At 75.4% G+C, this 23,475-nt stretch carries 22 protein-coding genes; 12 read left to right on the forward strand and 10 right to left on the reverse strand.

What is annotated here, in order from left to right; all coding sequences use genetic code 11:
- Nucleotides 1-118 precede the first annotated feature (118 nt).
- On the forward strand, nt 119-688 hold the full coding sequence (gene fxsA / locus OH807_RS34820; protein WP_406207409.1) for an FxsA family membrane protein: 570 nt from the start codon (nt 119-121) through the stop codon (nt 686-688).
- 211 nt (nt 689-899) lie between these two features.
- Here the strand turns inward: fxsA and OH807_RS34825 are convergent, their stop codons facing one another.
- The 3 genes from OH807_RS34825 to OH807_RS34835 form a co-directional block, all read right to left on the reverse strand.
- On the reverse strand, nt 900-1,274 hold the full coding sequence (locus OH807_RS34825) for an RNA polymerase-binding protein RbpA (protein WP_030396357.1): 375 nt from the start codon (nt 1,272-1,274) through the stop codon (nt 900-902).
- A gap of 280 nt (nt 1,275-1,554) precedes the next feature.
- Complete coding sequence (locus OH807_RS34830) at nt 1,555-3,195, reverse strand: hypothetical protein (RefSeq protein WP_406207412.1); 1,641 nt, start codon at nt 3,193-3,195, stop codon at nt 1,555-1,557.
- Between the two features lie 121 nt (nt 3,196-3,316).
- A complete protein-coding gene (locus OH807_RS34835; RefSeq protein WP_327674940.1) occupies nt 3,317-3,511 on the reverse strand; it encodes a hypothetical protein in 195 nt (64 codons plus the stop codon).
- A gap of 475 nt (nt 3,512-3,986) precedes the next feature.
- Here OH807_RS34835 and OH807_RS34840 point away from each other — a divergent pair, with 475 nt between their 5' ends.
- The 4 genes from OH807_RS34840 to OH807_RS34855 all read left to right on the forward strand — a co-directional run bounded on the left by OH807_RS34840 (nt 3,987) and on the right by OH807_RS34855 (nt 7,070).
- Nucleotides 3,987-4,418, forward strand: a complete 432-nt coding sequence (locus OH807_RS34840) for an ankyrin repeat domain-containing protein (protein WP_406207415.1) — start codon at nt 3,987-3,989, stop codon at nt 4,416-4,418.
- Nucleotides 4,419-4,505: 87 nt separating this feature from the next.
- Nucleotides 4,506-4,994: a GNAT family N-acetyltransferase gene (locus OH807_RS34845; protein ID WP_406211349.1), complete on the forward strand. Its 489-nt coding sequence runs from the start codon at nt 4,506-4,508 to the stop codon at nt 4,992-4,994.
- Between the two features lie 67 nt (nt 4,995-5,061).
- Nucleotides 5,062-6,159, forward strand: coding sequence for a serine hydrolase domain-containing protein (locus OH807_RS34850; protein WP_406207418.1), 1,098 nt, complete (start codon nt 5,062-5,064; stop codon nt 6,157-6,159).
- Between the two features lie 506 nt (nt 6,160-6,665).
- Complete coding sequence (locus tag OH807_RS34855) at nt 6,666-7,070, forward strand: helix-turn-helix domain-containing protein (RefSeq protein ID WP_406207420.1); 405 nt, start codon at nt 6,666-6,668, stop codon at nt 7,068-7,070.
- Between the two features lie 74 nt (nt 7,071-7,144).
- Here OH807_RS34855 and OH807_RS34860 read toward each other — a convergent pair whose 3' ends face one another.
- From OH807_RS34860 to OH807_RS34880, 5 genes are all read right to left on the reverse strand, one after another.
- Nucleotides 7,145-9,340, reverse strand: coding sequence for a tetratricopeptide repeat protein (locus OH807_RS34860; RefSeq protein WP_406207423.1), 2,196 nt, complete (start codon nt 9,338-9,340; stop codon nt 7,145-7,147).
- 63 nt (nt 9,341-9,403) lie between these two features.
- The gene (locus OH807_RS34865) at nt 9,404-10,639 is read right to left on the reverse strand and encodes a hypothetical protein (protein WP_406207426.1); all 1,236 of its coding nucleotides are present in this window, start codon (nt 10,637-10,639) and stop codon (nt 9,404-9,406) included.
- Between the two features lie 637 nt (nt 10,640-11,276).
- Nucleotides 11,277-11,936 carry a vitamin K epoxide reductase family protein gene (locus OH807_RS34870; RefSeq protein ID WP_406207429.1) on the reverse strand — a complete coding sequence of 220 codons (660 nt, stop codon included), beginning with the start codon at nt 11,934-11,936 and terminating at the stop codon, nt 11,277-11,279.
- A gap of 64 nt (nt 11,937-12,000) precedes the next feature.
- A complete protein-coding gene (locus OH807_RS34875) occupies nt 12,001-12,879 on the reverse strand; it encodes a DsbA family protein (protein WP_406207431.1) in 879 nt (292 codons plus the stop codon).
- A gap of 189 nt (nt 12,880-13,068) precedes the next feature.
- The gene (locus OH807_RS34880) at nt 13,069-13,746 is read right to left on the reverse strand and encodes a hypothetical protein (protein WP_406207434.1); all 678 of its coding nucleotides are present in this window, start codon (nt 13,744-13,746) and stop codon (nt 13,069-13,071) included.
- Between the two features lie 496 nt (nt 13,747-14,242).
- Here OH807_RS34880 and OH807_RS34885 point away from each other — a divergent pair, with 496 nt between their 5' ends.
- From OH807_RS34885 to OH807_RS34900, 4 genes are all read left to right on the forward strand, one after another.
- The gene (locus tag OH807_RS34885) at nt 14,243-14,638 is read left to right on the forward strand and encodes a hypothetical protein (protein ID WP_406207437.1); all 396 of its coding nucleotides are present in this window, start codon (nt 14,243-14,245) and stop codon (nt 14,636-14,638) included.
- Entirely contained in the window at nt 14,635-15,024 is a 390-nt protein-coding gene (locus OH807_RS34890) for a hypothetical protein (RefSeq protein ID WP_406207439.1), read from the forward strand. The genes OH807_RS34885 and OH807_RS34890 overlap by 4 nt, the downstream gene beginning before the upstream one ends.
- A gap of 115 nt (nt 15,025-15,139) precedes the next feature.
- Complete coding sequence (locus OH807_RS34895; protein WP_406207441.1) at nt 15,140-15,706, forward strand: hypothetical protein; 567 nt, start codon at nt 15,140-15,142, stop codon at nt 15,704-15,706.
- Nucleotides 15,707-15,833: 127 nt separating this feature from the next.
- Nucleotides 15,834-16,709, forward strand: a complete 876-nt coding sequence (locus OH807_RS34900; protein WP_406207443.1) for a CHAD domain-containing protein — start codon at nt 15,834-15,836, stop codon at nt 16,707-16,709.
- 92 nt (nt 16,710-16,801) lie between these two features.
- Here OH807_RS34900 and OH807_RS34905 read toward each other — a convergent pair whose 3' ends face one another.
- Nucleotides 16,802-17,605, reverse strand: a complete 804-nt coding sequence (locus OH807_RS34905; RefSeq protein ID WP_406207446.1) for a uracil-DNA glycosylase — start codon at nt 17,603-17,605, stop codon at nt 16,802-16,804.
- Nucleotides 17,606-17,752: 147 nt separating this feature from the next.
- On the opposite strand from OH807_RS34905, the gene OH807_RS34910 reads away from it, so the two are divergent.
- The 3 genes from OH807_RS34910 (at nt 17,753) to OH807_RS34920 (ending at nt 20,471) form a co-directional block, all read left to right on the forward strand.
- Nucleotides 17,753-18,823, forward strand: a complete 1,071-nt coding sequence (locus OH807_RS34910; RefSeq protein ID WP_406207449.1) for a slipin family protein — start codon at nt 17,753-17,755, stop codon at nt 18,821-18,823.
- 131 nt (nt 18,824-18,954) lie between these two features.
- Nucleotides 18,955-19,419: a CBS domain-containing protein gene (locus OH807_RS34915; protein WP_406207452.1), complete on the forward strand. Its 465-nt coding sequence runs from the start codon at nt 18,955-18,957 to the stop codon at nt 19,417-19,419.
- 209 nt (nt 19,420-19,628) lie between these two features.
- Nucleotides 19,629-20,471: an SAM-dependent methyltransferase gene (locus OH807_RS34920; protein ID WP_406207455.1), complete on the forward strand. Its 843-nt coding sequence runs from the start codon at nt 19,629-19,631 to the stop codon at nt 20,469-20,471.
- A 56-nt stretch (nt 20,472-20,527) separates the two neighbouring features.
- Here the strand turns inward: OH807_RS34920 and OH807_RS34925 are convergent, their stop codons facing one another.
- Complete coding sequence (locus tag OH807_RS34925) at nt 20,528-23,416, reverse strand: FAD-binding and (Fe-S)-binding domain-containing protein (protein WP_406207458.1); 2,889 nt, start codon at nt 23,414-23,416, stop codon at nt 20,528-20,530.
- Nucleotides 23,417-23,475 lie beyond the last annotated feature (59 nt).

A 23,475-nucleotide genomic window follows, 5' to 3' on the forward strand; every position in this document is an offset into this window, starting at 1 on the left:
TGCGTCCGGGGCGGCTCCGGAACACCCGCCGGCCGAGGATCGTTGGAGCAGGTGGTGCCGTAGCCGGCCCGGACCTCCCGTGCGGCGCGCAGAGCATCGCTTGGAGTGGATTCGTACCGTGACCCAGCAAGCTACCCCCGCACGTCCGGCCCCGCGCGGAAAGCTCCGCCGGGTGCTTCCGCTGGTGGTCACCGCCTGGCTGGTCCTGGAGATCTGGCTGCTGGTCCAGGTGGGATCGCTGCTGGGCGGCCCGGCCGTACTGCTGCTGCTGATCGCCGGAGCCGTGATCGGCGGCTCGCTGATCAAGCGGGCCGGGCTCAAGGCGCTGTCGGCGGCGATCGACCAGAGCCGGGACCCGAAGTCGCAGCAGCCGCAGACCGGCACCAGCATGACGGTGCTGGCCGGCCTGCTGCTGATCGTCCCGGGCTTCCTCTCGGACGCCCTCGCCCTCACCCTGCTCCTCCCGCCCACCCGGGCGCTCTGGCGGGCGGTCGGCCGGCGCTTCGCCGACAAGGCGCTGCGCAGCACCTCCGCGGCCGGGGCCGCCCCCTTCGCGGACGCGATGCGGCTCCAGGAGCAGCTGCGGATCCACCGTCCGGACGGCAAGGTGATCCAGGGCGAGGTGGTCGAGCCGGGCGTCGGCCCGCAGGGCCCGGACACCGCCTACCGTCCGCCGATCAACAGCTGATCCCCGCGGCCCCGGGAAGACCCTCAGGGGACCCTCCGGACAGCTCGCAGCCCCCGACCGCACCGCGCGGTCGGGGGCTGCGGGCTGTCCCGGACGCCGGACGGCCCCGGCGAGGAGGCGGCGGCCTGCCCGGCCGGAGCCGGGCAAAGCGAAAGGGACCCTGGTGACCAGGGTCCCTTTCCGCTCGTTCCCGCCGGGCGGCGGGAACGGCTCAGGCGCTCTTGCGGGTGTCCCGCGGGTGTACCGCGAGGTTCATCCCTCCGGAGCGGAGCACGGCCAGCCTCTCGGCCAGCACCTCCTCCAGCTCCTCGCGCGTTCGGCGCTCCATCAGCATGTCCCAATGGGTGCGCGTGGGCTTGGTCTTCTTCTCCTCCGGCTCGTCACCGTCGAGAAGTACCGCTTCCTGGCCGCAGAAGCGGCATTCCCAGGCCGAGGGGATCTCCGCCTCGACCGAGAAAGGAACCTCGAAACGGTGTCCGTTCTGACATGCGTACTCGACGGTCTGGCGGGGAGCCAGATCGATACCACGGTCGGTCTCGTAGCTAGTGGCCCCGAGTCGCGTGCCGCGGAGAGCTCGCTCGCTCATGAATCGTGCCTCCCGGGCTTATGGCCCACAGGACTAGTGGTCGCTGTTCTTCGTCGTTCGGTCAACGCTCGGCTTCCGACGAAGATTCCCGTCCCGGGACATGCGTCGTCTGTTGTGCCGCCCCTGTTTGTACCCACCAGCGCCCGATTTGTCACATCTGGCCGCTGATATCACCCCAGGTGTCACCTATTTCACATCCGGTGATGGGTCGGCCTTTCCGTGACGAGCCTACCGGGAACAGCTCCGGAGCGGTGCGCCGCCCCTGTTCGTGGTCGCCCGGTCAGGTGAGCGGGCGGAAGCGCAGGGGGGCGTGCTCCTTGCCCAGGTCGACGCCGGGACGGGCCTCGGGGCCGAGGTCGGCCCGGTCTGCCGGGACCGCCGGGACCGCCGGCGGACCGGCCGGGCGGGGCGGCGCGTCGGCCGGTGCGGCCGCCTCGGTGCGGGTGTCCCGGTGCGGCAGGAGGGCGATCACCGCCTCGCGCAGCTGCGCGGGAGCCTCCTCGTCCAGCGGGTCGACGGTGGCGGGCACCTGGAGGCGCACCGGCGTGCCGTTGCCGATCCGGGCGTAGCCGCGCCCGGCGGGGGCGTGCGCGGCGGGCACGATGTCCAGCGGCGCGCCGAGCGCGGCGTGGCCCTCCTCGGGGCCGGTCGGGCCGAGCAGCACCCGGGCCCGGGTGGTCGACCGGACGGTCGCGGTGATCCGGTCGCGGGCCTCGACGTCGTCGGCGATCACCACGGTGACCCGGGCGGCGCGGCCGTGCCGCAGCGGCAGCTCCAGCAGGTCCTGCGGGTCCGGCCGGCCCTCGGCGTGGGCCAGCTCGCTCAGCTCGGTCGGGTGGTCGAGCAGCAGCCAGAGCGGGCGGGTGACGTCCTCCGGCGGCGCCGTGCCGGCCTGCCGGGCGGTGTTCAGGGCGGCCAGCCGGCGCTCGGTCTCCTGGGCGGCCCACTCCAGCGCCGCCAGCGCGCCGTGCAGGCTGGTCTCCACCGTGTGCACGCCGGGCCGGTTCACCAGGCAGGCGTGCTCGCCGGTGCCGGCGCCGTCGATCACCACCAGGTCGCCGAAGGGCAGCGCCTGGAGTGCGATCGACCGGACCAGGCTGGACGTGCCGTAGCCGGTGACCCCGAGCGCCAGCAGGTGCGGCTCGGCCGAGCGCGGACCGGTGCGCCAGACCACCGGCGGCTGCTGGGTGATCGCCCCGCCCTGGCCGACCGGGATGGTGCGGGCGCTGCCGTCCTCGTCGGTGAAGCCGAGGACGACCTCGCCCGGGGCGGCGACGAACCGCTGCGCCGCGATGTCGGTGGGCAGCGGGGCGAGGGCGGCGATCCGCAGCTTGTTGGACTCCTCGTCCCAGTCGAAGCGGTACTCGCGGGCCCGGCCCGCCTTGCCCTGGACGACCTGCTCGATCCGGGCCCGGGCGACGGGCTCGGTGTCGGTGAAGTACGCGGGGTAGTCCAGCTCCAGCCGGGCGAGCCGCCCCTCGCCGTCGAACTCCCAGGCGCGGAAGGCGTCCTTGTAGCTGCCCTCGTGGTGGTAGAGCGGGCTGAGCTCCTCCGGCCCGCCGAGGTACGGGGTCAGCGCCGCGTACAGGGCGGTCAGCTTGACGTGGGCGACGTCCGGCTCCGGCGGGGCGGACGGGGCCTTGGGGGTGCGGCCGACCCAGGCGGCGCTGGCCATCAGGGCCACCAGGGCGAAGAGCAGGCCGTGCGGCAGCAGGTAGATGCCCAGCAGCATGGCGGCGACCAGGAAGACCGTCGGGCCGCGCCGCTCCTTGGGGGTGGCCTGCCAGCGGCCCTTGGTCCAGGCGACGTGGTGGCGCATGCCGCGCCCGATCACGGTGAGCGGCGCGAACATGTCGGAGGCGTGGTCGCCGGCCGTGCGGGCCAGGTCGCGGCCCCTGCTGAAGTGGCGGTTGAGCGGCATTCCTTGACTCCCCGGGCGAGTGGGACGGTCGGGTTCAGGGGGTGGGGTCGGGCGGTACGACGGGGCCCGGGGGCGGTGGGATCCGCGCCCGGGCCCGTACGTGGGGAGGGGAGTGACGGCCCTAGAACTTCAGGCCGCCGAGCAGGCTGGCCAGGCTCGCGCCGCCCGCCGTGATGCTGGGGGCGATGGACGACCCGGCGATGTAGAAGCCGAGGAGGGCGCAGACGATCGCGTGGGAGACCTTTAGTCCGTCCCGGCGGAAGAAGAGAAAGGCGATGGTGCCGAACAGGACGATGCCGGAAATCGAGAGGATCACGTTCTGCTCCTCGGGGAGGGGGACAGGGACAGTGTCACGGAAAGTGCCCTAATCGTGACAAAAAGTAATAGATGATGGAACGGTGCAAATGGGTGGTTCTCCCGGCGAATACTGCTCCGGGGACCGGGGGGAGGTATGCGAACCGCCCGCGGAGCGGGGTGTCGGAGGCTTCCTACCGGGGTGGCCAGGCATTCCCGGGGCGGGAGTGGAAGCCTTCCGGGGGTGGCGGGAAGTTCGCCCGAACGGCTGCGCAACCTTCCGCTGTGCGGGTCGTACGGGGAGCGCCGCGGCCGCCGGGCCTCCCGGTGCGCCGCCCTCGGAGCCCGTCGGGTGCCCGTCGGTGCCCCGCCCGGAGTGCAGCCGTCCGAGTCGCGTCCGGAATCCGGGCATCGGCTGGATCGCGCCGGGCCCGGCCGCTACGGTGCGACGGGCGCGACCCACCGCAGGACTCCCGACCGCAGCAGAAAGGCCCGCCATGACCGACGCCGCCAGCCCGCAGCCCGCCGACGCCCCCGAGGCCGACGCCCCCGACGCCGAGGTGATCGCGCTCGCCGGGAAGCTCTTCGACGCCGCCCGCGCCGGTGACACCGACACCCTCGCCGCCTACGTCGACGCCGGTGCGCCCGCCAACCTCGGCAACGACCGCGGTGACACCCTGCTGATGCTCGCCGCCTACCACGGGCACGCCGCCACCGTGGCCGCCCTGCTCGCCCGCGGCGCCGACCCGGACCGGGCCAACGACCGCGGCCAGACCCCGCTGGCCGGGGCCGTCTTCAAGGGCGCCGAGGACGTGCTCACCGTGCTGCTGGAGGGCGGCGCCGACCCGCAGGCCGGCACCCCCTCCGCCCTCGACACCGCCCGGATGTTCGGCAAGGACGACCTGGTCGCCCGGTTCGAGGACCGCTGACCGGGGCACGTAGGCTCTTTCGTCATGGAGAGCACCACGGAGAGCACCACGGGGACGGTCGTCCTGCAGGACCGCAAGGGCGACAGCATCGAGATCCGCGTCACCGGCTACGGCCACCCCGACGCGCAGCACCTGTCGGCCGAGGTGCAGCAGGAGTACGTCCGCCGCTACGGCGACGGCGACCTCACCGTGCTGCACCCGGACGACTTCGAGCCGCCGGCCGGTCTCTTCCTGATCGCCTACCTGGCCGGCGAGCCGGTGGCCTGCGGAGGCTGGCGCGCCAAGCAGGCCGGCCCGGACGGCCTGCGGGACGGCGACGCGGAGCTGAAGCGGATGTTCGTCGTCCCCGCCGCCCGCGGCCGGGGCCTCGCCCGGTCCGTGCTGGCCCGGCTGGAGGCCACCGCCGCCGCGGCCGGGCGGACCAGGTTCATCCTGGAGACCGGCACCGAGCAGCCCGAGGCCGTCGCGCTCTACACCTCCGAGGGCTACCTGCCGATCCGGAAGTTCGGCATCTACCGCGAGCACCCGCAGAGCATCTGCCTCGGCAAGGAGTTCGGCGGCGCGCCCGCCGTCTGACCGGGCGCCCGCTGGGTAGGCTCCCGGCGGACCGGCCGGCCGGCGGCCGCGGGGGCGGGAGCAGGGCATGGACGAGCCGACGCGAGCAGCCGCCGCACCCGCCCCGCCGGCCGTCCTGGCCGCTCCCGGCGGGGAGTTGGAGCGGCTGATCGCCACCCGGCTGCCCGCGGTCGGCTCCGGCGCGGTCTGGGCCGTCGGCGACGCCGGCGGCCACCGGGGCGGTGGCAGCACGGGCGCGCTCGGCCGAGGCCCGTACGGGCGGTCGGCGATGGGCCCGGACACCCTCTTCGACCTGGCCAGCATCACCAAGGTGATCGCCCTCTGGCCCTGCGCCGGAGCACTCCACCGGGCCGGCCGGCTCCCGCTCGACACCCCGGTCGGCGACTACTGGCCGGCCGCCGCCGGGCAGCCGACCGGTGTGGTGACGGCCCGTCAACTACTCACCCACACGGCCGGTATGCCGCTGCGCACCCGGTTCGCCGAGCTCTACGGGCGCGGCCGCGCCGCGATCCTGGCCGGGGTGCTGGCCGCCCCGCTGCACCGCCCGCCCGGCACCGCCGTCGAGTACACCGACCGGGCCGCCGTCCTGCTCGGGCACCTCGTGGAGGAGCTGGCCGGGGCCCCGCTCGACGTGCTCGCCGAACGCCAGGTCTGGCAGCCGCTCGGCATGGCCGCGACGCGCTACGGCCCGCTCGGCCCGGCCGGGGCGGCCCGTACCGCCCCCACCGAGGCCGCGCCCCCCGAGAATGGGGCGGAGGCCGGCGCGGCCCTGTGCGGCGTCGTCCACGACCCGTCCGCCCGGCTGCTCGGCGGCGTCTCCGGCAACGCCGGCGCCTTCTCCACCGCCCACGACCTCGGCCTGTTCCTCACCGCGCTGCTCGACCCGCCGGCCGGCCTGGCCTGGGGGGAGGGCTGGATCGCCGAGTCGCTGCGCGAACAGACCGGTGGTCTCGCCCCCGCGCGTGGCCTCTCCTGGCTCTGCGCCGCCGGCACCGACCCGGCCGAGGGCACCTTCGTCCACTACGGCTTCACCGGGACGGGCATCTGGATCTCCCGCCGGCTCGGCCGCTGGGCGGTGCTGCTCACCAACAAGGTCCACTACGACCGTGACTTCCAGCCGCTCACCGACCTGCGCAACGCCTTCCGCCGGGCGGTCTTCGGCTGACCGGCGGCCGCCCCGGTGTGCTGCTGAGTTTCCCGGGGTCGGTGGGGGAGAACGTGATGGGCGGTAATTCTGGGGACTCCTGCGGGGGTCGTATCCGGCATTGACGCGCGCGGCGGCGGGCGGCATGCTGATTCCTGTTACGGAGCTGTAACGGACAACTGTGCGGTGGATTTATCCGGTGTCCGGGGGAGGGCGTGTGAAAAGGGCCGGTGCGCCCCCCAGATTTCTGGGGGGTTTCTGCGCACCGGCCGGGCGGGCGGCGGCCCGCCTCTCGTCGCCGGGTGCATCGCCCCCGGTCAGCGGCGTCACCCTGCCCGGGAGCCGGGCCGGTCGGGCGCTCGGATCGGGCTTTCCACGGCACCGACCTTTACCAGGGACATGGTGATTGCATGGTGGTGCAGAACCCGTCGAGCGACCTCCCAGCGAGACCGCGGGAGCCCCGGCCGTACGCCCCGGATCCGTTGCCGCCGGAGCCGGCCACGGAATTGTCCGAGCGCGATTTCGGAATGACGCTGCGACGGTTACGGCTGGAGCGCGGGCTTTCCATGCGGGCACTCGCCCAGCAGCTCGGCTACAGCGCGCACAGCATGTTCTCCGACATAGAAATGGGCCGGCGCATTCCCTCCGAGGCGCTGGTCGGCTCGTACGAGGAGTGCTTCGGTCTGCCGCCCGGCTCGCTCCGGGTGCTGCGCCGCCGCGCGATGGCCGACCGCGCCCGGCGGATGACCGCCGCCCCCGGTGCGAGCCTGCTGACCGGGCCGGTGCCCGGGAGCGCGGAGGCCCGGGCCACGGAGCCCCGGGCCGCCGAGGCCGGGGCGGCGGACGACGCGTCGGTCACGGATGCCGTGGCGCGGCTGGCGGTCGCCGTGCTGAGCCGCACCCGTACCGTCGTCAGCCGCTGGATGGGCTGACCCGCCGCCGGACCGGGCCGTGGGGACCGGCCGGCGGTATCCGCGCGGCCGGTCCGCACCGGTCCGGTCCGGGCTCAGCCGGTCACGGCGGTGCGGCGGGCCAGGCACTCGGCCCGGGCGGCGAGGATGTCCTCGTCCTCCGGCAGGAGCGCCGCGGCGATGTCGAGATCGGCCAGCGCGGCGTCCCAGCGGTCCGCGCGCAGCAGGACGAAGGCGCGGTTGTAGCGGACCACCGGGTCCTCCGGCGCGACGCCGACCGCGTGCCGGAGGTCGGCCAGGGCGGCCTCCACGTCGCCCGCGCGGTAGGCGGCGGTGGCCCGGCCGCAGAGGGCGGGCAGCAGGTCCGGGTCGGCGAGCAGTGCGCGGCCGAACGCGGCCCGGGCCTCCTCCGGCCGGTCGTGCTCGGCATGCACCGCACCCAGCGCGGCCAGCAGGTGCGGGTTCTCCGGATCGAGGGCGAGGCCGGCGGTGGCGTCCCGCTCGGCGCCCACGGTGTCGCCGAGGTCCAGCAGCAGCCCGGCCCGGTTGACGAGGGCGTCGAGGAAGCGCGGGTCCAGGACGAGCACATGGCCGAAGTCGGCGAGGGCGCCCTCGACGTCGCCGAGCGCGTTCCGCACGTCACCCCGGTTGTAGTAGACCTCGGGGAACGGCGGGCCGAGCCGCAGCGCCGCCTCGTACGCGGCCAGCGCCGCCTCGTCGTCGCCGGACTGCCGCAGCAGGTTGCCCAGGTCGAAGTGGTACTCCGGGTAGTACGGGTCGGCGGCGATCACCGACCGGAGGTCCGTCAGGGCCTCGTCCAGCAGGCCCAGCCCGGCCAGCACCGTCGCCCGGTTGTGCCGCAGGACCGAGCGGTGCAGCCCGTGCTCGTCGGCGCCGAGGTCCCGGTCGAGCTCGGCGAGGCCGGCGGTGACCAGCTCCAACGCCCGCTCCGGGTGGCCGAGATGGGCCTCGATCAGGGCGAGCCCGTTGTTGTGGAAGACGGTGTTGAAGGCGCGTTGCCGGCGGTCGGGGAGCAGCGAGGCCAGCGCGACGGCCTCGTTGATCCAGGCCAAGGCACGGTCGTGGTCCCGGCGGCCGGGGGTGCGGTGCCGGGTGAACAGCATCGCCGTCGCGTAGGCGCACTGCAGGTGGACGGCCGGGGCGGTGGAGCGGGCGCGGGCCTCGTCGCAGACGGCCTCGGCCTCGTCGGCCCGGCCGAGGGCGGAGAGCGAGGTCGGCATCTTGCCGGTGAAGTGCCACCAGGCCTCCGGGTGCCGGGCGGGGTCGAGAAGGGCCCGGCCGCGGCGGCAGAAGTCCAGGGTGGCGTGGTAGAAGCCCAGCAGCATGCAGGCGTCCATCGCCCGCGCCAGTGCGGGCAGGCCGGTGCCGTAGACGTCACTGCCGTGCTCGCGGTGGTGGGGGAGGGCGCCGAGGGCGAGCGAGGGCTCGGCCGTGGCCTCCAGGGCGTCGGCCCGCCGGTCGTGCAGCGCCTGCCGGTCGGCGAGCGGCAGGGCGAGGTAGGCGGCGAGGGCGGCCGGGTCGTCGTCGGTGGCGTCGCCCTCGACGTAACGGGCGGCCAGGGCAAGGGAGTCCACGGTGCCCCGGGTCTCTGCTCCGGCCTCCGGTCCGGCAGCAGGCACGGGCTCCGGGGCGTCGGCCGGGGCGTCGATCCGCGTGCAGTGGCGGGCCAGCACCTCGGGCAGGACCTCGCCGGGCGGGGTGCCGGGCTCGACGCCCGGATCGGCCGGCCACGGGTCGAGCAGGGCCGCCGTCCCGCCGACCACGACGGTGAGCAGGGCCGGGTCGGTGCGGCGCAGCAGGACGGCGAGGAACTCCAGGTCGGTGGCGTCCGCGTGGTCGACGTCCTCGACCACCAGCGAGCGGCCGGGTGTCCCGCTGCGGGTGAGCACCTCGGCGACGAACTCCTGGAGCCCGTGCGCGATCCGCAGGGTGCGCCAGCGGGAGTAGAACCTCGTCCGCTCCTGGGGTACGGCCAGCGCGGTGAGGGTCTCCGTCGCGGCTGGGACGACATCGCGCAACTCCGGTGCGACGGTGAGCAGTTCCACCTGGTGCGCGGCGATCAGCTCCGGCCACTGCTGGGCCGCGGCCGGCGCCAGTGCGCGGACGAGCGTGCCGGCGGCCGTGTACGGGCCGCGGAGCCGCCGGTGGGCGGAGAGCTCCGGCAGCAAAGGTGCCGGGAGGCCGAGCCCGGCGCGCGCGGCGGCCCGGTCCCGGCGCAGCGGCCCGGTCACGAGGAGGTGCCGCCCGGTGCCGGCGGACGAGGTGGACATCGGGGACCTCCAGGGAGCATCGGTGAACTGACGGTCGATCAATTGGTTCGGCGGTTCGGCCGGTCAGCGCGCGGCGGCGGTGCGCCGGGCCCGCCGTTCGCGCAGGAACAGCACGGTGGCGAGGGCGAGTTCGCCGACCGTCATCAGCAGGAAGAGGACGCTGTCGGCGAGCCCGGCCAGGCGGTGGAGCGGGTCGCCGGAGAGCTGCTCCAGCACCGTCCGGTACGCACGGGCGACGATCGGCGGCAGGTTGACGGCCATCGTCACCAGGGCGACGCTGTAGCCGACGGCCATCAGGACGGAGTACCAGCGGGCCACCGCCCGGTCACGCGGGTGCCAGTCCTCCGGGTCGTACGGCGGCGGGCGGCGGAGCAGCCGGGCCCAGCGGTCGGCCAGCAGCTGCTTGGCGGTGGTCTGGAGGTCGACGCAGCCGAGCACCGTCACGACGAGGTAGTACACGTCGGTGCGGAGGAAGAAGAAGCACTGCCAGAGCAGCCGGAGCACGGTGGAGTAGCCGAGCCCCAGGGCGACCCCGCCGAGCAGGGAGAGTTCGCCGTCGGCCGTGCGGGTGGCGGCGGCGAACAGGGTCAGTACGGCGAGTACGCCCACGTCGGTGAGCATCCCGGCGATCATCGGCAGCACGCGCTTGCGGCGCTCCACCGCGACCAGGCCGTCCAGCGCGGTCTGGAAGACCACGAAGTAGAGCCGCCGCCCGATCGAGAGCCTCGACGGCAGGCCCAGCCGGCGCCCCGCCAGCGCGTGCGCGGCCTCGTGCAGCAGGATCAGCGGCGCCTGCGCCAGGAACATCACGGCGACCAGCACCGACATGTACGGGGTGAAGAACAGGTGCCGGTAGCTCGGCACCAGGTCGGGGGAGCGGACCATCGCGGTCAGCCAGCCGGCCAGCAGGACGAGGTAGAGCACGCCGCCGGCCGGGGAGAACACCGCGCGGCCCAGCCGCTGCCAGCGCACCGGCGCGGGTGGCGGGGGCGCCTGCTCGCCGGGCTGCCGGAGGAAGCCCAGCTCGTCCAGGTCGGAGACGAAGTCGTCGACGTCGACCGGCTCGCCGTAGGTCTGCGCGTACCACCGCGCCGCGTCGGCCCGGCTCTCGCCGTCGACCAGCCGGCGCAGCAGCGCGGCCCCGTCGGCGGGCAGGACGACGAAGGTGCCCTCGTCGAGCCGGCCCACCGTCACCTCGTCGCCGTCGGGCTGGAAGACGAGGGTGTGGAAGGCCAGTGGGCGCTCGGTGTGCGGCGGTTGGCCCACGCCGGGCTCGGTGGCGGCCGGCCTTTCGGGCATCGCTCCTCCAAAACGGACGACCGGGGTGACGCGGATGGCCGGGGCCGCGGTGACACAGCCTGGCTGCGGGGTCGGCTCGGTGGCCGGGCGCGGATCCGGGCGCGGGCCCGGATCCGGGGCCGGGGCAGCGGCGGGGCGGAGCCCGACGGGGGTGCCTGCCAACGGTGGTGGGTCCGGACGGATCCCGGGCCCACCACCGGGCCGAACCGCTCGCGCCTACGCGGGGAGCGTGATCGGGGGCCACGTCGGCCCACAGGGGGCACCGCCGTAGAGCGCCGCAGCGCTCGTGAGGCGGACGGAGCCCGCCTTGCGGATGGCGATCTTCTTCATTCTGGTCACCTCCTCTCGCCTGGTTCGCCGGACATGCCGCCCGGTCGGTGCCCGGACCGCGCCCAGGGGGCGAAGTGCCGTGCACCGACCGGGAACGGTCCATCTCTAGCAACGGAGGAAGCGTGTACTCCAGGCCTCGCGAACACTTCGGGTACAGGCCGGGAACAGGCCGCGGACGGGCGCAGCACGGTCACCGGACGGTCACCTTGACGAGCCGCGGACAGCCCGTCGGAACGGGGCGCCGGCCGGTGGCGCGAAGGCCGTGCGAAGGGCGGCCGCGGGCCCGCCGGGCGGGGCCCCGCGGCGATCAGAGCAGCGTGCTCCAGTAGTACCAGAACCGGTTGAGGACCAGCAGGGCGATCACCGCGGCCCACAGCACCGGCAGCGCCCAGTGGTAGCGGGCGGCCTCCCGGGCCACCACCCGCAGCCGCGGCCCGGCCGGGATCACCCCGGTGCGCAGGTTGTGCAGCGTCGTGTACCAGAACAGCAGCACCACCGAGGCCCAGACCAGCATGCAGTACGGGCAGAGCGCACCGATGTCGTACAGCGCCTGGTCGATCAGCCAGTGCACGAAGACCACGCCGAGCACGGTGCCCGCCTGGAGGCCGAGCCAGAACCAGCGGCGGTACGCGGCTCCGGCCAGCAGCCCGGCCCCGACCGCCGCCAGCGCGCCGAACGCGGCCAGCCCGATCAGCGGGTTCGGGAAGCCGAAGACCTCCGCCTGCTCGGTACGCATCACCGAGCCGCAGCTGATCACCGGATTGAGGTTGCAGCTGGGGATGTACGAAGGGTCCTCCAGGATGCGCAGCTTGTCGAAGGTCAGGACGGCCGAGGCGGCCAGCCCGATCAGCGCGGCGAGGAGGACGAACAACGAGAACATTCGGCCCGCGCCGACCGGCGTGCCGCCGGGCGGGGCGGCGTCGGCGGTCACGGGGCGGGAGCGGGGCACGGCGGTCGGGGCGGTCACGGCAGAGCACTCCGGTGGGTGAGAAGGGCCGGCCCGGCCGGTGTCTCGGCCGGGCCGGTGGTGCTCACTGCAAGCCCGCGGCCTGCTTGACCTGTGCGGTGAACTGCTCCGGCGTCACTGCGCGGTTGCCGCTGAACAGCGTCAGCGGCTTGCCGTCCAGCTTCACCGTCGGCGTGCCGGTGACGTCGCTGTCGTTGAACGCGGCCGCGACCTTCGCCGCCCACGGCGCGTAGGTGCGGTCCTGGACGGCCTTGACGAAGGCGTCCGTCTTCAGCCCCGGCACCTTGTCGGCCAGCGCCAGCAGTTGGTCGACGTCGCCGAAGCCGTCCTCGCGCTCGTCCGGCTGGTTGGCGTAGAGCACGTCGTGGAACTGCTTGAACTTGTCCACGCCCTCGTTGAGCGCGGCACCGGCGGCGGCCAGCGCGGTGCGCGAGCCCTTGCCGCCGAGGTTCTTGTCCAGGAACGCGGCCAGGTGGTACTCGACCTTGACCGTGCCGTCGTCCACCAGCTTCCGGACGCTGTCGCCGTTGGTCGCCTCGAAGGTCTTGCAGACCGGGCAGCGGAAGTCCTCGTACACCTGGAGGGTGTGCGCGGCGTCGGCCTTGCCGTAGGTGATCACCGTGTTGTCCTGGCCGCCGGCGTTGGCCGGCACGACCAGGGCGGTCGGCTCGGCTGCGGCGGCCGTGGCGGCGGACTTGTCGTCGGCCGCGGCGGTGATCGCCAGCGTCGTACCGCCCGCCAGGGCGAGGACGGCGGCCACCGCGACGGTGACCACGATCCGCTGCCGGCGCTTGGCCGCGGCCTGCTCGATGCGCTGCGCCTCCAGGATCCGCTGGCGGGCGCTGATCCGCTCGGCCTGCTTGCGGCCGGGCTGCTTGGCGTCGGCGGGCTGCTCGGTGCCGGTCGGGCGGGCGGACCGGTCGGGGGTGTTGGGCTGGGCCATGGTGGGTCAACTCCGTCGGGCGGCGCGCGGGTGCGCGCGGGGATGCCCGCCTCGGCGCGGTGGCGGCGCGGGGCGCCGGCGCGTGCGCGGGGACGAGGGGGCGCGGTCGGTGAACGCGGGAGTCGGGCGCGCTACCTGCGCGGACGGGCGTCGGCCACCGCGGAACGGGGCGGCCGGACGGACCGGGCGTCAGCAGGCAGGCGCGAGAACCGGCGGACCGCGCCGGGGTGCCGGGCTGAGGACGACGCCCTCGCGGCGCGGCCGCGGGCGGTCCGAGACCGGACGGGGCACCCGCCGCACCGGCCGGACCGGCACCGGGGCCAGCAGCAGGAGCACGGCGCGCAGCGGGGCCGCCAGCGACGTGCGCAGCGCGCGCAGCGCCCGGGCCAGACCTGTCAGGGCGGCGTCGCCCAGCCGCAGCCAGACCGCGGCGGCCAGTGCGACCAGCAGGTGCACCAGCAGGACCAGCAGTTGGGTCACCGCCGGCGCGACCGGCCCGGAGTGCCCCAACTGCCCCGAGAACAACGACCCGTCCACCGAACCGCCGCCGCACACCAGCAGGTTCATGCCGCGCGCGGGCATGTGGCCGGCCCCGAGGACCGGGCCACAGCCGGCCTGGCCCAGGTTGAACGTCGTGTTGAGCAGCAGCTCCACCGGGACGAACACGGCCGCGATGTGCAGCAGCCGGCGTTCCCCGCCGGCCAGCGCGGCCGCGACGAGGAAGACCACCACGGTCGCCGCGGCCACCAGGGTCAGCGGGAGCGGGCGACCGGTGATGACGACCTGGCCCAGCGCGGACAACGGCACGGCGAGCGCGGTGAACACCGCGGCCCGCAGGGCCCTCGTCGCGGGGGTGGAGGTCGTCATGCCCCGGAGTATGTCACGACGCTTACACCCGGCACGAGGGTGCGTCGGGGCCGGGCCGGCCGGGAGCGAACAGATTGCCCGTCGGCGGCCGTCCGTTCGTGGTTCGGGGGCGGAGAGTTCACCGCGGCGATGGGTTTGCGGACGCGGCGGCGGGGTGATGCGGCGTCAGGGGCTGCCGGCGGCGGCGGAGTGATCCGACAATCGGGCGATGGACCATGCCACCGGCCCGGCGCACCCGCGGCCGCCCGGGGTACCGCACCCGCCCGCCGCGCACCCGCAGTCGGTGCCGGATCCGCTGTCGCTGTCGCTGTCGCTGTCGCTGCCGCCGGAGCTGCCGCTGCCGCTGCCGCCGGAGCCGCACCCGCCCCATCTGCCCCATCCACCCCACCTACCGCATCCACCGCTTCCACCGCTTCCACCGCATCCATCGCACCCGCCGACGGACTGCCCGGTGCCCTCGCCGGCACCGACGTTCGTCCCGTCCCCGTCCCCGACGGTGGTTTCGGCCCCCGCCCTGCCGCCCGCGCCGGGACCGTCGGCCACCGAGCAGAGCCCGTCGTCCGCCCACCCGGCGCCGCTCCCGCCCCCGTCGCCGGCCCGGACACAGTTCCCGGCGCCGGTCCCGGCCCGGACCGCCGCGTCCCCGTCCGCGGCCGAGCAGCCCCGGCCGGCTCAGGCCGCCCCTGCCCCGCCACCCCCCACCCGCACCCCCGCCGCGACCACCGCGCTCGTCGCCGCCCCGCCGCCCCCGCCCCCGGCGGCCGGCGGGCCCGCGCCGCCCGTGCTGGAACCGGCCGTCTGGGCCGCCGTCGTGATCCTCACCGTCCTGCTGCCGGCCGCCGTCGCCGCGGCCCTCGGCCACCACCGCCCGACCCTCAGGAGCCGCCGATGAACCCCGGCCCCCTGCTCAGCGCCGCCTCGGCCATGGCGCTGGCCGTCACCGCGCTCGCCGTCGCCCACCGCATGCGCCCCGCCCTCCCCGAGGGGGAGGAGCCGCCGGAGCCGCACCCCGCGCTCTCGGCCATCGGCTCCGGGCTGCTGTCCGGCTTCATCCTGCTCACCGGCTTCCTGGTCGCCACCGGCTGGGCGGCGCGCACCACCGGCGTGGTCCCGCCCGGCGGCCTCTACGTCGCCGAAGTGGCCGCGGGCGTCGCCGTGCTGCTCTTCCCGGCGCTCTCGGGGCTGCCCTTCACCCCGCGCTGCACCGTGGCCGTCTGCGCCTTCGCCGCACTCGTCGGCTACACCATGTCGCTGGCCTTCCAACTGCGGCCCCAGTGACCCGGCCCCAGTGACCCGGCCCCGGGAGCGGTCCGCCCGGAACGCCGTGCCATGCTGAGCGGCCTCGGGCGGCCCGGTCGCCACGGACCGGTGGCGGAAGAGGATCACGATGCGCATGCCATGGCGACGACGGCCCGCCGGGCCGTCCCGGCGGCTCCTCGACCTCGTCGGGATCGAGCCCGGGGCGGTGGACGAGGCCGACGATCCGGCGGTCTGCCGGCAGGTCGCCTTCCGGGCGGCCCGGCGTGACGGCGCGACCGCCGAGGTCCTGGCGGTCGTCGAGGAACTGCTGGCGGACGGGACCGCGTACGAGTTCGCCGTCACCCTCCTGGAGAACCTCCAGAACCTCGTCTCCCACGGCCTCGACGCGTTCCGCTCCGCCGACGAGGTACGACCGCTGCTCGGGCCCCGGAGCGCGGTCTGCTGGGACACCGTGGCCGGCTTCTGGACCGCCGTGGCCGACTGGCGGGCCGGTACCGGCGCGCCGCCGGAGACCGCGGCCGCGATCCTCGCCGTCGAGAACGCGGACCTGCGGACGCTCCTCTGGACGGCGAACCGCACCCTCCCCGGCGGGGAGAAGATCGGGATCGCCGACGCCGTGCGCTACGAGAAGGCCGTCGGGTCGCCCATCCCCGGATTCAGCCACATCGCCGTCGCCCTGCGGATGACCGGGCAGGGCTGACCCCGACGCCCGACCCCCCTGGCCCTCCGACTGGCGGTGAGGCCCGGGCCCGCCCGGCAGGCGCGGGTTCGCGGACGGACCCTACCCTGGGAGGCGTTCGGAGGCCCCGGCGAAGGGGTGTGTGCGGATGGGTACCGGCAGGAGCACGGTCGGAGCTGTGCTGCTCGAACGGATCGGGGCGCAGGCCGCCGTCCTGACCGAGCTGGACGACGCGGTGCGGGCGGACGAGCCGGACGCGGTGCACCGGATGCGGGTGGCCTCCCGGCGGCTGCGCAGTGCGCTGCGGACGTACCGAAGACTCTTCGCCCCCGGGGCGACCGACGAGCTGGTGGCCGAGCTGCGGTGGCTGGGGTCGGCACTGGGGCGCGCGCGGGACCGCGAGGTGCTGGGCGAGCGGCTGGTGGCACGGGCCCGGAAGCTGCCGGCGGTGTGCGGCCCCGAGCGGGTCGCTGCGGAGCTGGACCAGTGGGCGCGGGCCGAGTACCGCCGCGTCCGGCCGGAGGTGGTCGCGGCGCTGGACGGCCCGCGGCGACGCGCCCTCGCGGAGGGCCTGGCCGTGCTGCTCGCCGATCCGCCGCTGCGCGGCCGGGCCGGCCGGGCGGCCGCTCCGGAGCTGGCCCGGGTGGCGGAGCGGGAGCGGCGGCGGACGGCGCGGCGGGTGCGGCGGGCCCTGGCCGGCGGGCCCGGCCAGGACGAGGCCCTGCACGAGGCGCGGAAGGCGGCCAAGCGCGCCCGCTACGCAGGAGAGACGGCGCTGCCGGTGGGCGGAGCGGCGGCGGAGCGCTACGTCGAGCGGCTGAAGGCCGTGCAGGACGTGCTCGGCGAGCACCAGGACGCGGTGGTGGCGGCCGCCGCGCTGGGTGCGCAGGCGGACGGCACGGGCGAGCCCTTCGGGTACGGCGTGCTGTACGGGCAGGAGCTGGCGGCCGGTGCGGCGGCGCGGGAGCGGCTGCCGGCGGTCTGGCGGCGGGCGGCCAAGGGCGGCCCGGTGCGCTTCGGCTGACCGGCGTCGGCCCGCTCGGCCCGCTTGGCCTGCTCGACCCACGCCGGCCTGCGTCGCACCGGCCTGCGTCGCACCGGGCTGCGCCCGGCCGGTCAGTCGTCGTGCGGATCGAGGCCGGCCGAGCGGGCGGCGGTGCGGAGCACGGCGCGCAGCATCGGAGTGGTCAGCCGGCCGGTGTTCGTGTTGCGCGGGCTGACGTGGTAGCACCCGTACAGCTCCAGCGGGGGCCCGCCGTCGGCGGCCGGCAGGGTGGCACGGGCGCCGTGGCCGAAGGCCGGCCGGGGGCGGGGCACCTGCCAGCCGGCCGCCCCGAGCGCGGGCAGCAGCGCCTGCCAGGCGAAGCCGCCGAGCGCGACGACGCTCCGGACGGTGGGCCGCATCAGCTCCAGCTCGCGGACGATCCACGGGCGGCAGGTGTCCCGTTCGGTGGTCGTCGGCCGGTTCTCGGGCGGTGCGCAGCGGACCGGGTCGGTGATCCGGACGCCGTACAGGCGCAGGCCGTCGCCGTGCCGGACGGACTCGGCGCGGTTGGCCAGCCCGAGCCGGTGGAGGGCGGCGTACAGGAGGTCGCCGGAGGGGTCGCCGGTGAAGATCCGGCCGGTGCGGTTGGCGCCGTGCGCGGCGGGGGCGAGGCCGACCAGGACGAGCGGGGCGTCCGGCGGGCCGAAGCCGGGGACGGGGCGGGCCCAGTAGTCCCAGTCCAGGTAGGCGCGGCGCTTGGTACGGGCGGTCTCCTCGCGCCACTCGACGAGCCGCGGGCAGGCGCGGCAGCCGGTGACGGCGCGGTCGAGTGCGGTGAGGCCCGCGGCCCGCGCGGCGGCCGCCGCCGGATGCAGCGGGTCGCCGGGGTCGGTGGCGGGGTCGGTGGCCGGGCCGGGGTCGACGGGGTGCGCCATGCGCACGAGCTTAGGCCCCGGGCCGGTGCCCTCCGGCCGGACGTTCGCAGGCGTAGCGTTGAAGCAGCTGCTCCGGCGGCCCCCGGCCCGGCCGGGACGGCGACCGCCGGGTCGACTGCTGCGCGAGGACTGCGCGAGGAGGCCGCGATGATCGTCGATGTGGTGCTGGGGATCATTGGGGCAGCCGTCGGGCTGGGGGCGATCTGGGCCGCGGCGAGCGTCCGGGTGGTCCAGCAGTTCCAGCGCGGAGTGGTGTTCCGGTTCGGCCGGGTGCGCGAGGAGGTGCGGGATCCGGGCGTGGTGCTGCTGGTGCCGATGGTGGACCGGCTGCGCCGGGTGAACGTGCAGATCGTGACGATGCCGATCCCCGCCCAGGAGGGCATCACCCGGGACAACGTGACCGTGCGGGTGGACGCGGTGGTCTACTTCCGGGTGGAGGACCCCGTCCGGGCTACCGTCAACGTGCAGGACTACAACTTCGCGATCTCGCAGGTCGCGCAGACCTCGCTGCGGTCGATCATCGGCAAGAGCGAGCTGGACGACCTGCTGGCCAACCGCGAACCGATCAATCAGGGCCTGGAGTTGATGATCGACAGCCCGGCGCTCGGCTGGGGCGTCGAGATCGACCGGGTGGAGATCAAGGACGTCGCCCTGCCGGAGTCGATGAAGCGCTCGATGTCCCGGCAGGCGGAGGCCGAGCGGGAGCGCCGGGCCCGGATCATCACGGCGGACGGCGAGTTCCAGGCGTCGGCGCGGTTGTCGGAGGCCGCGGCGGTGATGAGCGCGACGCCGGCGGCACTCCAGCTGCGGCTGCTGCAGACCGTGGTGGAGGTGGCGGCGGAGAAGAACTCGACGCTGGTGCTGCCGTTCCCGGTCGAGCTGTTGCGGTTCCTGGACAGCGCGGCGGAGGTGCAGCGGCAGTCGGTGCGCCAGGGTGCGGGCGAGGCGCCGGGCGAGGCGCCGGGCGACGGGTCGGGCGCGGGGGCCGACGGCGCACCGGCGGCGGCGGTCGGTCCGGGGGCGGGCCCGCTGCCCCTGGCGGTCGACCAGCTCGAACTGCCGCCGTTGGAGGAGCTGCTGGAGCACTCCCCGTTGGATCCGCCGCCCGCCCCGCAGCCGAACGGCGGCGGCCCGCAGCCGACCCCGCAGCCGACCCCGGAGTCGACGCCGCAGCCGGCTCCGCAGCCCAACGGTGGCGGCCCGGACGCGTCTTCGTAGCCGCCCGGCCGGTGCCGGAGCGGCAGCACGCAGGCAGCGTCCGGCCGCCGCCGGGGGCACCGGTGGCGGTGGCTCCGGGGCCGGACCAGGATGGAGTGAGCGGCAGTGGCAGCGACGGCAGGAGGCCGATCATGACCAGAGCCAGCGACATCATGCACTCGGGCGCCGAGTGCATTCGCGAGCACGAGACGCTCGCCACCGCAGCCCGGATCATGAAGGAGCGTGGCGTCGGGGCGCTGCCCATCTGCGGCGAACGGCAGAAGCTGCTGGGCATCCTCACCGACCGCGACATCGTGCTGAAGTGCGTGGCGGAGGGCCGCGACCCGATGGAGGTCACCGCGGGCGAACTGGCCCAGGGGCGGCCGATGACGGTGGAGGCGGACGAGGACGCCGAGCAGGTGCTGCGGATGATGGAGCAGCACCGGGTGCGGCGGCTCCCGGTGATCAACCACCCGGAGCACGAACTCGTCGGGATGATCAGTGAGGCGGACATCGCGCGCGGGCTGCCGCAGGCCCGGCTGGCGGAGTTCGTCTCGGCGGTCTGCGCGGAGGACGACCCGAGGTCGACGGAGGTGGAGCAGCCGCTGGGTGCTTAGGAGCCTTGCAGCCGCTCGGTGCCGGGGGGCCCACGGCGGTGGCGCTTCCGGCCGGTCCCGGTGCGGGCCGGACGGGGGCGGCTTCGGCCTGTTCGGGCACCGGGCGGGGGAGCGGCTCACCGCCCGCCGGAAGTCACCGTTACCATGCGCACCATGGCGTGCCATCAGGGCGGCCGGGGTGTGCCGACGGGTGACCGGGAGGGGCGAGGATGGCGAACATGGGCTGGGTGTCGCGGAACGCGCAGGAGGGACGCTGGCCGGCGGTGGACCTCCGGATGGACAAGCCGCATTCGGCGCGGGTCTACGACTACCTCATCGGCGGCAAGACCAACTTCGAGGCGGACCGGACGGCGGCCGACGCGTCGGTCGCGGCCTGGCCGGCCCTGCCGGTCTCGATGCGGACCACCCGAACCTTCATGCAGCGGGTCGTCCGCAACCTGGTGCAGGAGCACGGGGTGCGCCAGTTCCTCGACATCGGCACCGGCATCCCGACCTCGCCGAACGTGCACGAGATAGCCCAGGCCGTCGCACCGGAGACCAGGGTCGCCTACGTGGACAACGACCCGATCGTGCTGACCCACGCGCGGGCCCTGATGGCCAGCAGCGCGGCGGGCCGGACGTGTTACGTGGACGCCGACCTGCGGGAGCCGGACGCCATCCTCGGTGCGCCGGAGCTGCGCGAGGTGCTGGACCTGTCCAAGCCGGTGGCGCTCTCGCTGATCGCCATCGTGCACTTCGTCCTCGACCAGGACGATCCGCAGGGCCTGGTGCGGCGCTTCATGGACGCGCTGGCCCCGGGCAGCTTCCTGGCCCTGACCGTCTTCACCGGGGACACCGACCCGGTCGGGGTGGGCGGTGTGGGCCGCGAGTACAACGCGCGCGGGATCCCGCTGCAGATCCGCGACAAGAAGGAGACCCTGGCCTTCTTCGACGGTTACGAACTGCTCGACCCGGGTGTGACGTTGGTCCACCACTGGCGGCCGGACGCGGACGCCGCACCGGTGCGGGACCAGGACATCGCGATGTACGGCGGCGTGGCGGTCAAGCGCTAGCCACCCCCGCCCCCGCGCCCGCCCCGTCCTGCCTCGGGCGCGGGCGCGGCGCCGGCTCAGCGCTGCTCGCGCAGGGCCCGCTGGACGAGCTCGGCCAGGTGCACGGCCGGGCGGCCCCCGCCGAGTTGGGAGATCTGGGTACGACAGCTGAAGCCGTCGGCCAGGATCACGGTGTCCTGGTCCGCGGCCCGGACCTCCGGGAGGAGGACGCGTTCGGCGACGGCCGAGGAGACCTCGAAGTGGCCCTGCTCGAAGCCGAAGTTGCCCGCCAGGCCGCAGCAGCCGGAGTCGAGGACGCGGTTGCGCAGGCCGATCCGGGCCTCGACCCGGCGGTCGGCGGCGGTGCCGAGCACGGCGTGCTGGTGGCAGTGGGTCTGGGTGATCGCGTCGACGGGGAGCTGGGGGAGCGGGGCGTCCGGCGCGTACTCGTCGATGAACTCGGCGAAGGTGCGGGTGCGTTCGGCGAGCGGGCGGCCGTCGGCGCCGAGCAGGCGGGGGAGGTCCTCGCGCAGGGTGGCGGTACAGCTCGGGTCCATGCCGACCACCGGGGTGTCGGCCGGGAGGCCGGCGGCGGCCAGCGTGCGCAGGCTGCGGCGCATGACCCTGCGGGCGGTGCCGAGCTGGCCGGTGGAGTACCAGGTCAGGCCGCAGCAGACCGGGCCGCTCGGCAGCCGGGCGTCGAAGCCGAGGTGTTCCAGGACGTCGACGGCGGCGCGCAGCACGTTCGGCTGGAGGTGGTCGGAGAAGGTGTCCGGCCAGAGCAGGACGGGCCGGGCGCCGGCCGGGGCCGGGTGGGCGGCGCGGTGGCGGCGGTACCAGCGGGTGAAGGTCTCGGGCGGGAGCACGGGGAGCACCCGCCGCCGGTCGATCCCGCCGAGGCGTTTCATCGGCCCGGCGGCCGGCGAGCGGGTGATCCGGTTGGCCGCGCCGGGGGCGAGCATGGCGGCCCGCAGCCAGAGCGGCAGCCAGCCCATCGAGTAGTGGCCGGCGGGCCGGAGCCGGTGCCGGTAGTGCTGGTACAGGAACTCGGTCCGGTAGGTGGCCATGTCCACGTGGACCGGGCAGTCGCTGGAACAGCCCTTGCAGCCGAGGCAGAGGTCGAGCGCCTCCCGGACTTCCGGTGAGCGCCAGCCGTCCGGGACGGCCTCGCCGCGGATCATCTCCGCGAGCAGCCGGGCGCGGCCCCGGGTGGAGTGCCGCTCCTCGCCGGTGGCCATGTAACTCGGGCACATCACGCCCGAGTTCGGGTCCACGCACTTGGCCACGCCGACGCAGCGGCGGACGGCCTTGGCCAGGCTGCCGTCGTCCTGCTCGTACGGCAGGAGGAGCGGGAGTTCGCGCACCGGGCCGGCGAACCGCAGGTCCGCGTCGAGCGGGCGCGGGTCGACCAGGGCGCCGGGGTTGAGCAGGTTCTCGCCGTCCCAGATCCGCTTGAACTCCCCGAACAGGCCGATGATCCCGGGCCCGTACATGCGGGGCAGCAGCTCGGCCCGGGCCTGGCCGTCGCCGTGCTCGCCGGACAGCGAACCGCCGTACGAGACCGCGAGGTCGGCCGCCTGCTCCATGAACTCCCGGAACACCAGCACCCCGCGGGGCTCGGTCAGCGCGAAGTCGATCCGCAGGTGCACGCAGCCCTCGCCGAAGTGCCCGTACGGGACGCCGCGCAGGCCGTGCCGGTGCAGCAGGGCCCGCAGATCGCGCAGGTAGTCGCCGAGGCGCTCGGGCGGGACGGCCGAGTCCTCCCAGCCGGGCCAGGCCTCGCCGCCCCCGGGCAGCCGGGTGACGATCCCGGCGCCGGCCTCGCGCACCCCCCAGAGCTGGCGCTGCTCGCCGGGGTCGGTGACGACGGTGGCGGTGGCGGTGCGTTCCCGCCGTACTTCGTCGGCTAGCCGGCGGGCGGCGTCGAGCGCCTCGGCGGGGGTCGTGCCGCCCACTTCCATGAAGAGCCAGCAGGCGCCCGCGGGCAGCCGGTCCAGCGCGGGCGGGCGCGGTCCGGCGGCGAGCAGCGCCTCGATCAGGTCGGCGGCCATCCCCTCGACGGTCAGCGGGCGCAGCGGGAGCAGCGCGGGGACGGCGTCGGCGGCGGCGGTCTCGTCGGGGTAGCCGGCCACCACCAGGGCGCGGGCCGGGGGTTCCTCGACCAGCCGGACGGTCGCGCCGAGCAGCAGTGCGCAGGTGCCCTCGGTGCCGGTGAGCGCCCGGGCGAGGTCGTGGCCGCGTTCCGGGAGCAGGGCGTCCAGCGGGTAGCCGGAGGTGCGGCGCGGCAGGTCGGGCATGCCCTGGCGGATCAGCGCGAGGTTCCGGTCGGTGAACTCCTGGAGTTCGCGGTGGAGTTGCCCGGCCCGGCCGGGGAGTTCGCGCAGCGCGGCCCGTTCGGTGGGCGTGAGCGGGCCGCCGACGGTCAGTTCGGTGCCGTCGGCGAGCAGCAGGTCGAGGGATTCGACGTTGTCGGCCGTCCGCCCCCAGGCGACCGAGTGCGAACCGCAGGAGTCGTTGCCGATCATGCCGCCGAGGGTGCACCGGCTGTGCGTGGACGGGTCGGGCCCGAACCGCAGCCCGTGCGGGCGGGCGGCCCGCTGGAGGTCGTCGAGCACGGCGCCCGGCTCGACCCGCGCGGTGCGGCGCTCCGGGTCGACGTCGAGCACCGCGCCGAGGTGGCGGCGGAAGTCGAGCACGACGGCGCCGGGGCCGATCGCCTGTCCGCCGATGCTCGTCCCGGCGCCGCGCGGCACCACCGGCACGCGGTACTGCCGGCAGAGCGCGAGCGCGGTGCGGACGTCGTCCAGGTCGGCGGGCTTGACCACGCCGAGGGGCAGGTGGCGGTAGTTGGAGGAGTCGTGGCTGTAGACGGTGCGTTCGGCGGCGCCGAAGCGGACGTCGCCGCGCAGGGTGGCGGCCAGCTCCCGGGCGAGTTCGGCCCCGGGGGCGGTGGACGGTCGGCTCACGGTGGTCCTCCCGGGGCGGGTTCCGGTATTCCGCGGCCGATCATCGCAGCCGTCGGACG

The sequence above is a fragment of the Kitasatospora sp. NBC_01560 genome (genome assembly GCF_045208415.1).
GTDB lineage: Bacteria > Actinomycetota > Actinomycetes > Streptomycetales > Streptomycetaceae > Kitasatospora.

Coding starts and splice junctions, on each gene's coding strand:
- OH807_RS34895 (WP_406207441.1), top strand. CDS start 15,140: ATGCCATGGCGACGACGGCCCGCCGGGCCGTCCCGGCGGCTCCTCGAC.
- OH807_RS34830 (WP_406207412.1), bottom strand. CDS start 3,195: ATGCCGCTCAACCGCCACTTCAGCAGGGGCCGCGACCTGGCCCGCACG.
- OH807_RS34865 (WP_406207426.1), bottom strand. CDS start 10,639: ATGCCCGAAAGGCCGGCCGCCACCGAGCCCGGCGTGGGCCAACCGCCG.
- OH807_RS34855 (WP_406207420.1), top strand. CDS start 6,666: ATGACGCTGCGACGGTTACGGCTGGAGCGCGGGCTTTCCATGCGGGCA.
- OH807_RS34860 (WP_406207423.1), bottom strand. CDS start 9,340: ATGTCCACCTCGTCCGCCGGCACCGGGCGGCACCTCCTCGTGACCGGG.
- OH807_RS34900 (WP_406207443.1), top strand. CDS start 15,834: ATGGGTACCGGCAGGAGCACGGTCGGAGCTGTGCTGCTCGAACGGATC.
- OH807_RS34840 (WP_406207415.1), top strand. CDS start 3,987: ATGACCGACGCCGCCAGCCCGCAGCCCGCCGACGCCCCCGAGGCCGAC.
- OH807_RS34850 (WP_406207418.1), top strand. CDS start 5,062: ATGGACGAGCCGACGCGAGCAGCCGCCGCACCCGCCCCGCCGGCCGTC.
- OH807_RS34910 (WP_406207449.1), top strand. CDS start 17,753: ATGATCGTCGATGTGGTGCTGGGGATCATTGGGGCAGCCGTCGGGCTG.
- OH807_RS34920 (WP_406207455.1), top strand. CDS start 19,629: ATGGCGAACATGGGCTGGGTGTCGCGGAACGCGCAGGAGGGACGCTGG.
- OH807_RS34880 (WP_406207434.1), bottom strand. CDS start 13,746: ATGACGACCTCCACCCCCGCGACGAGGGCCCTGCGGGCCGCGGTGTTC.
- OH807_RS34875 (WP_406207431.1), bottom strand. CDS start 12,879: ATGGCCCAGCCCAACACCCCCGACCGGTCCGCCCGCCCGACCGGCACC.
- OH807_RS34905 (WP_406207446.1), bottom strand. CDS start 17,605: ATGGCGCACCCCGTCGACCCCGGCCCGGCCACCGACCCCGCCACCGAC.
- OH807_RS34890 (WP_406207439.1), top strand. CDS start 14,635: ATGAACCCCGGCCCCCTGCTCAGCGCCGCCTCGGCCATGGCGCTGGCC.
- OH807_RS34825 (WP_030396357.1), bottom strand. CDS start 1,274: ATGAGCGAGCGAGCTCTCCGCGGCACGCGACTCGGGGCCACTAGCTAC.
- OH807_RS34915 (WP_406207452.1), top strand. CDS start 18,955: ATGACCAGAGCCAGCGACATCATGCACTCGGGCGCCGAGTGCATTCGC.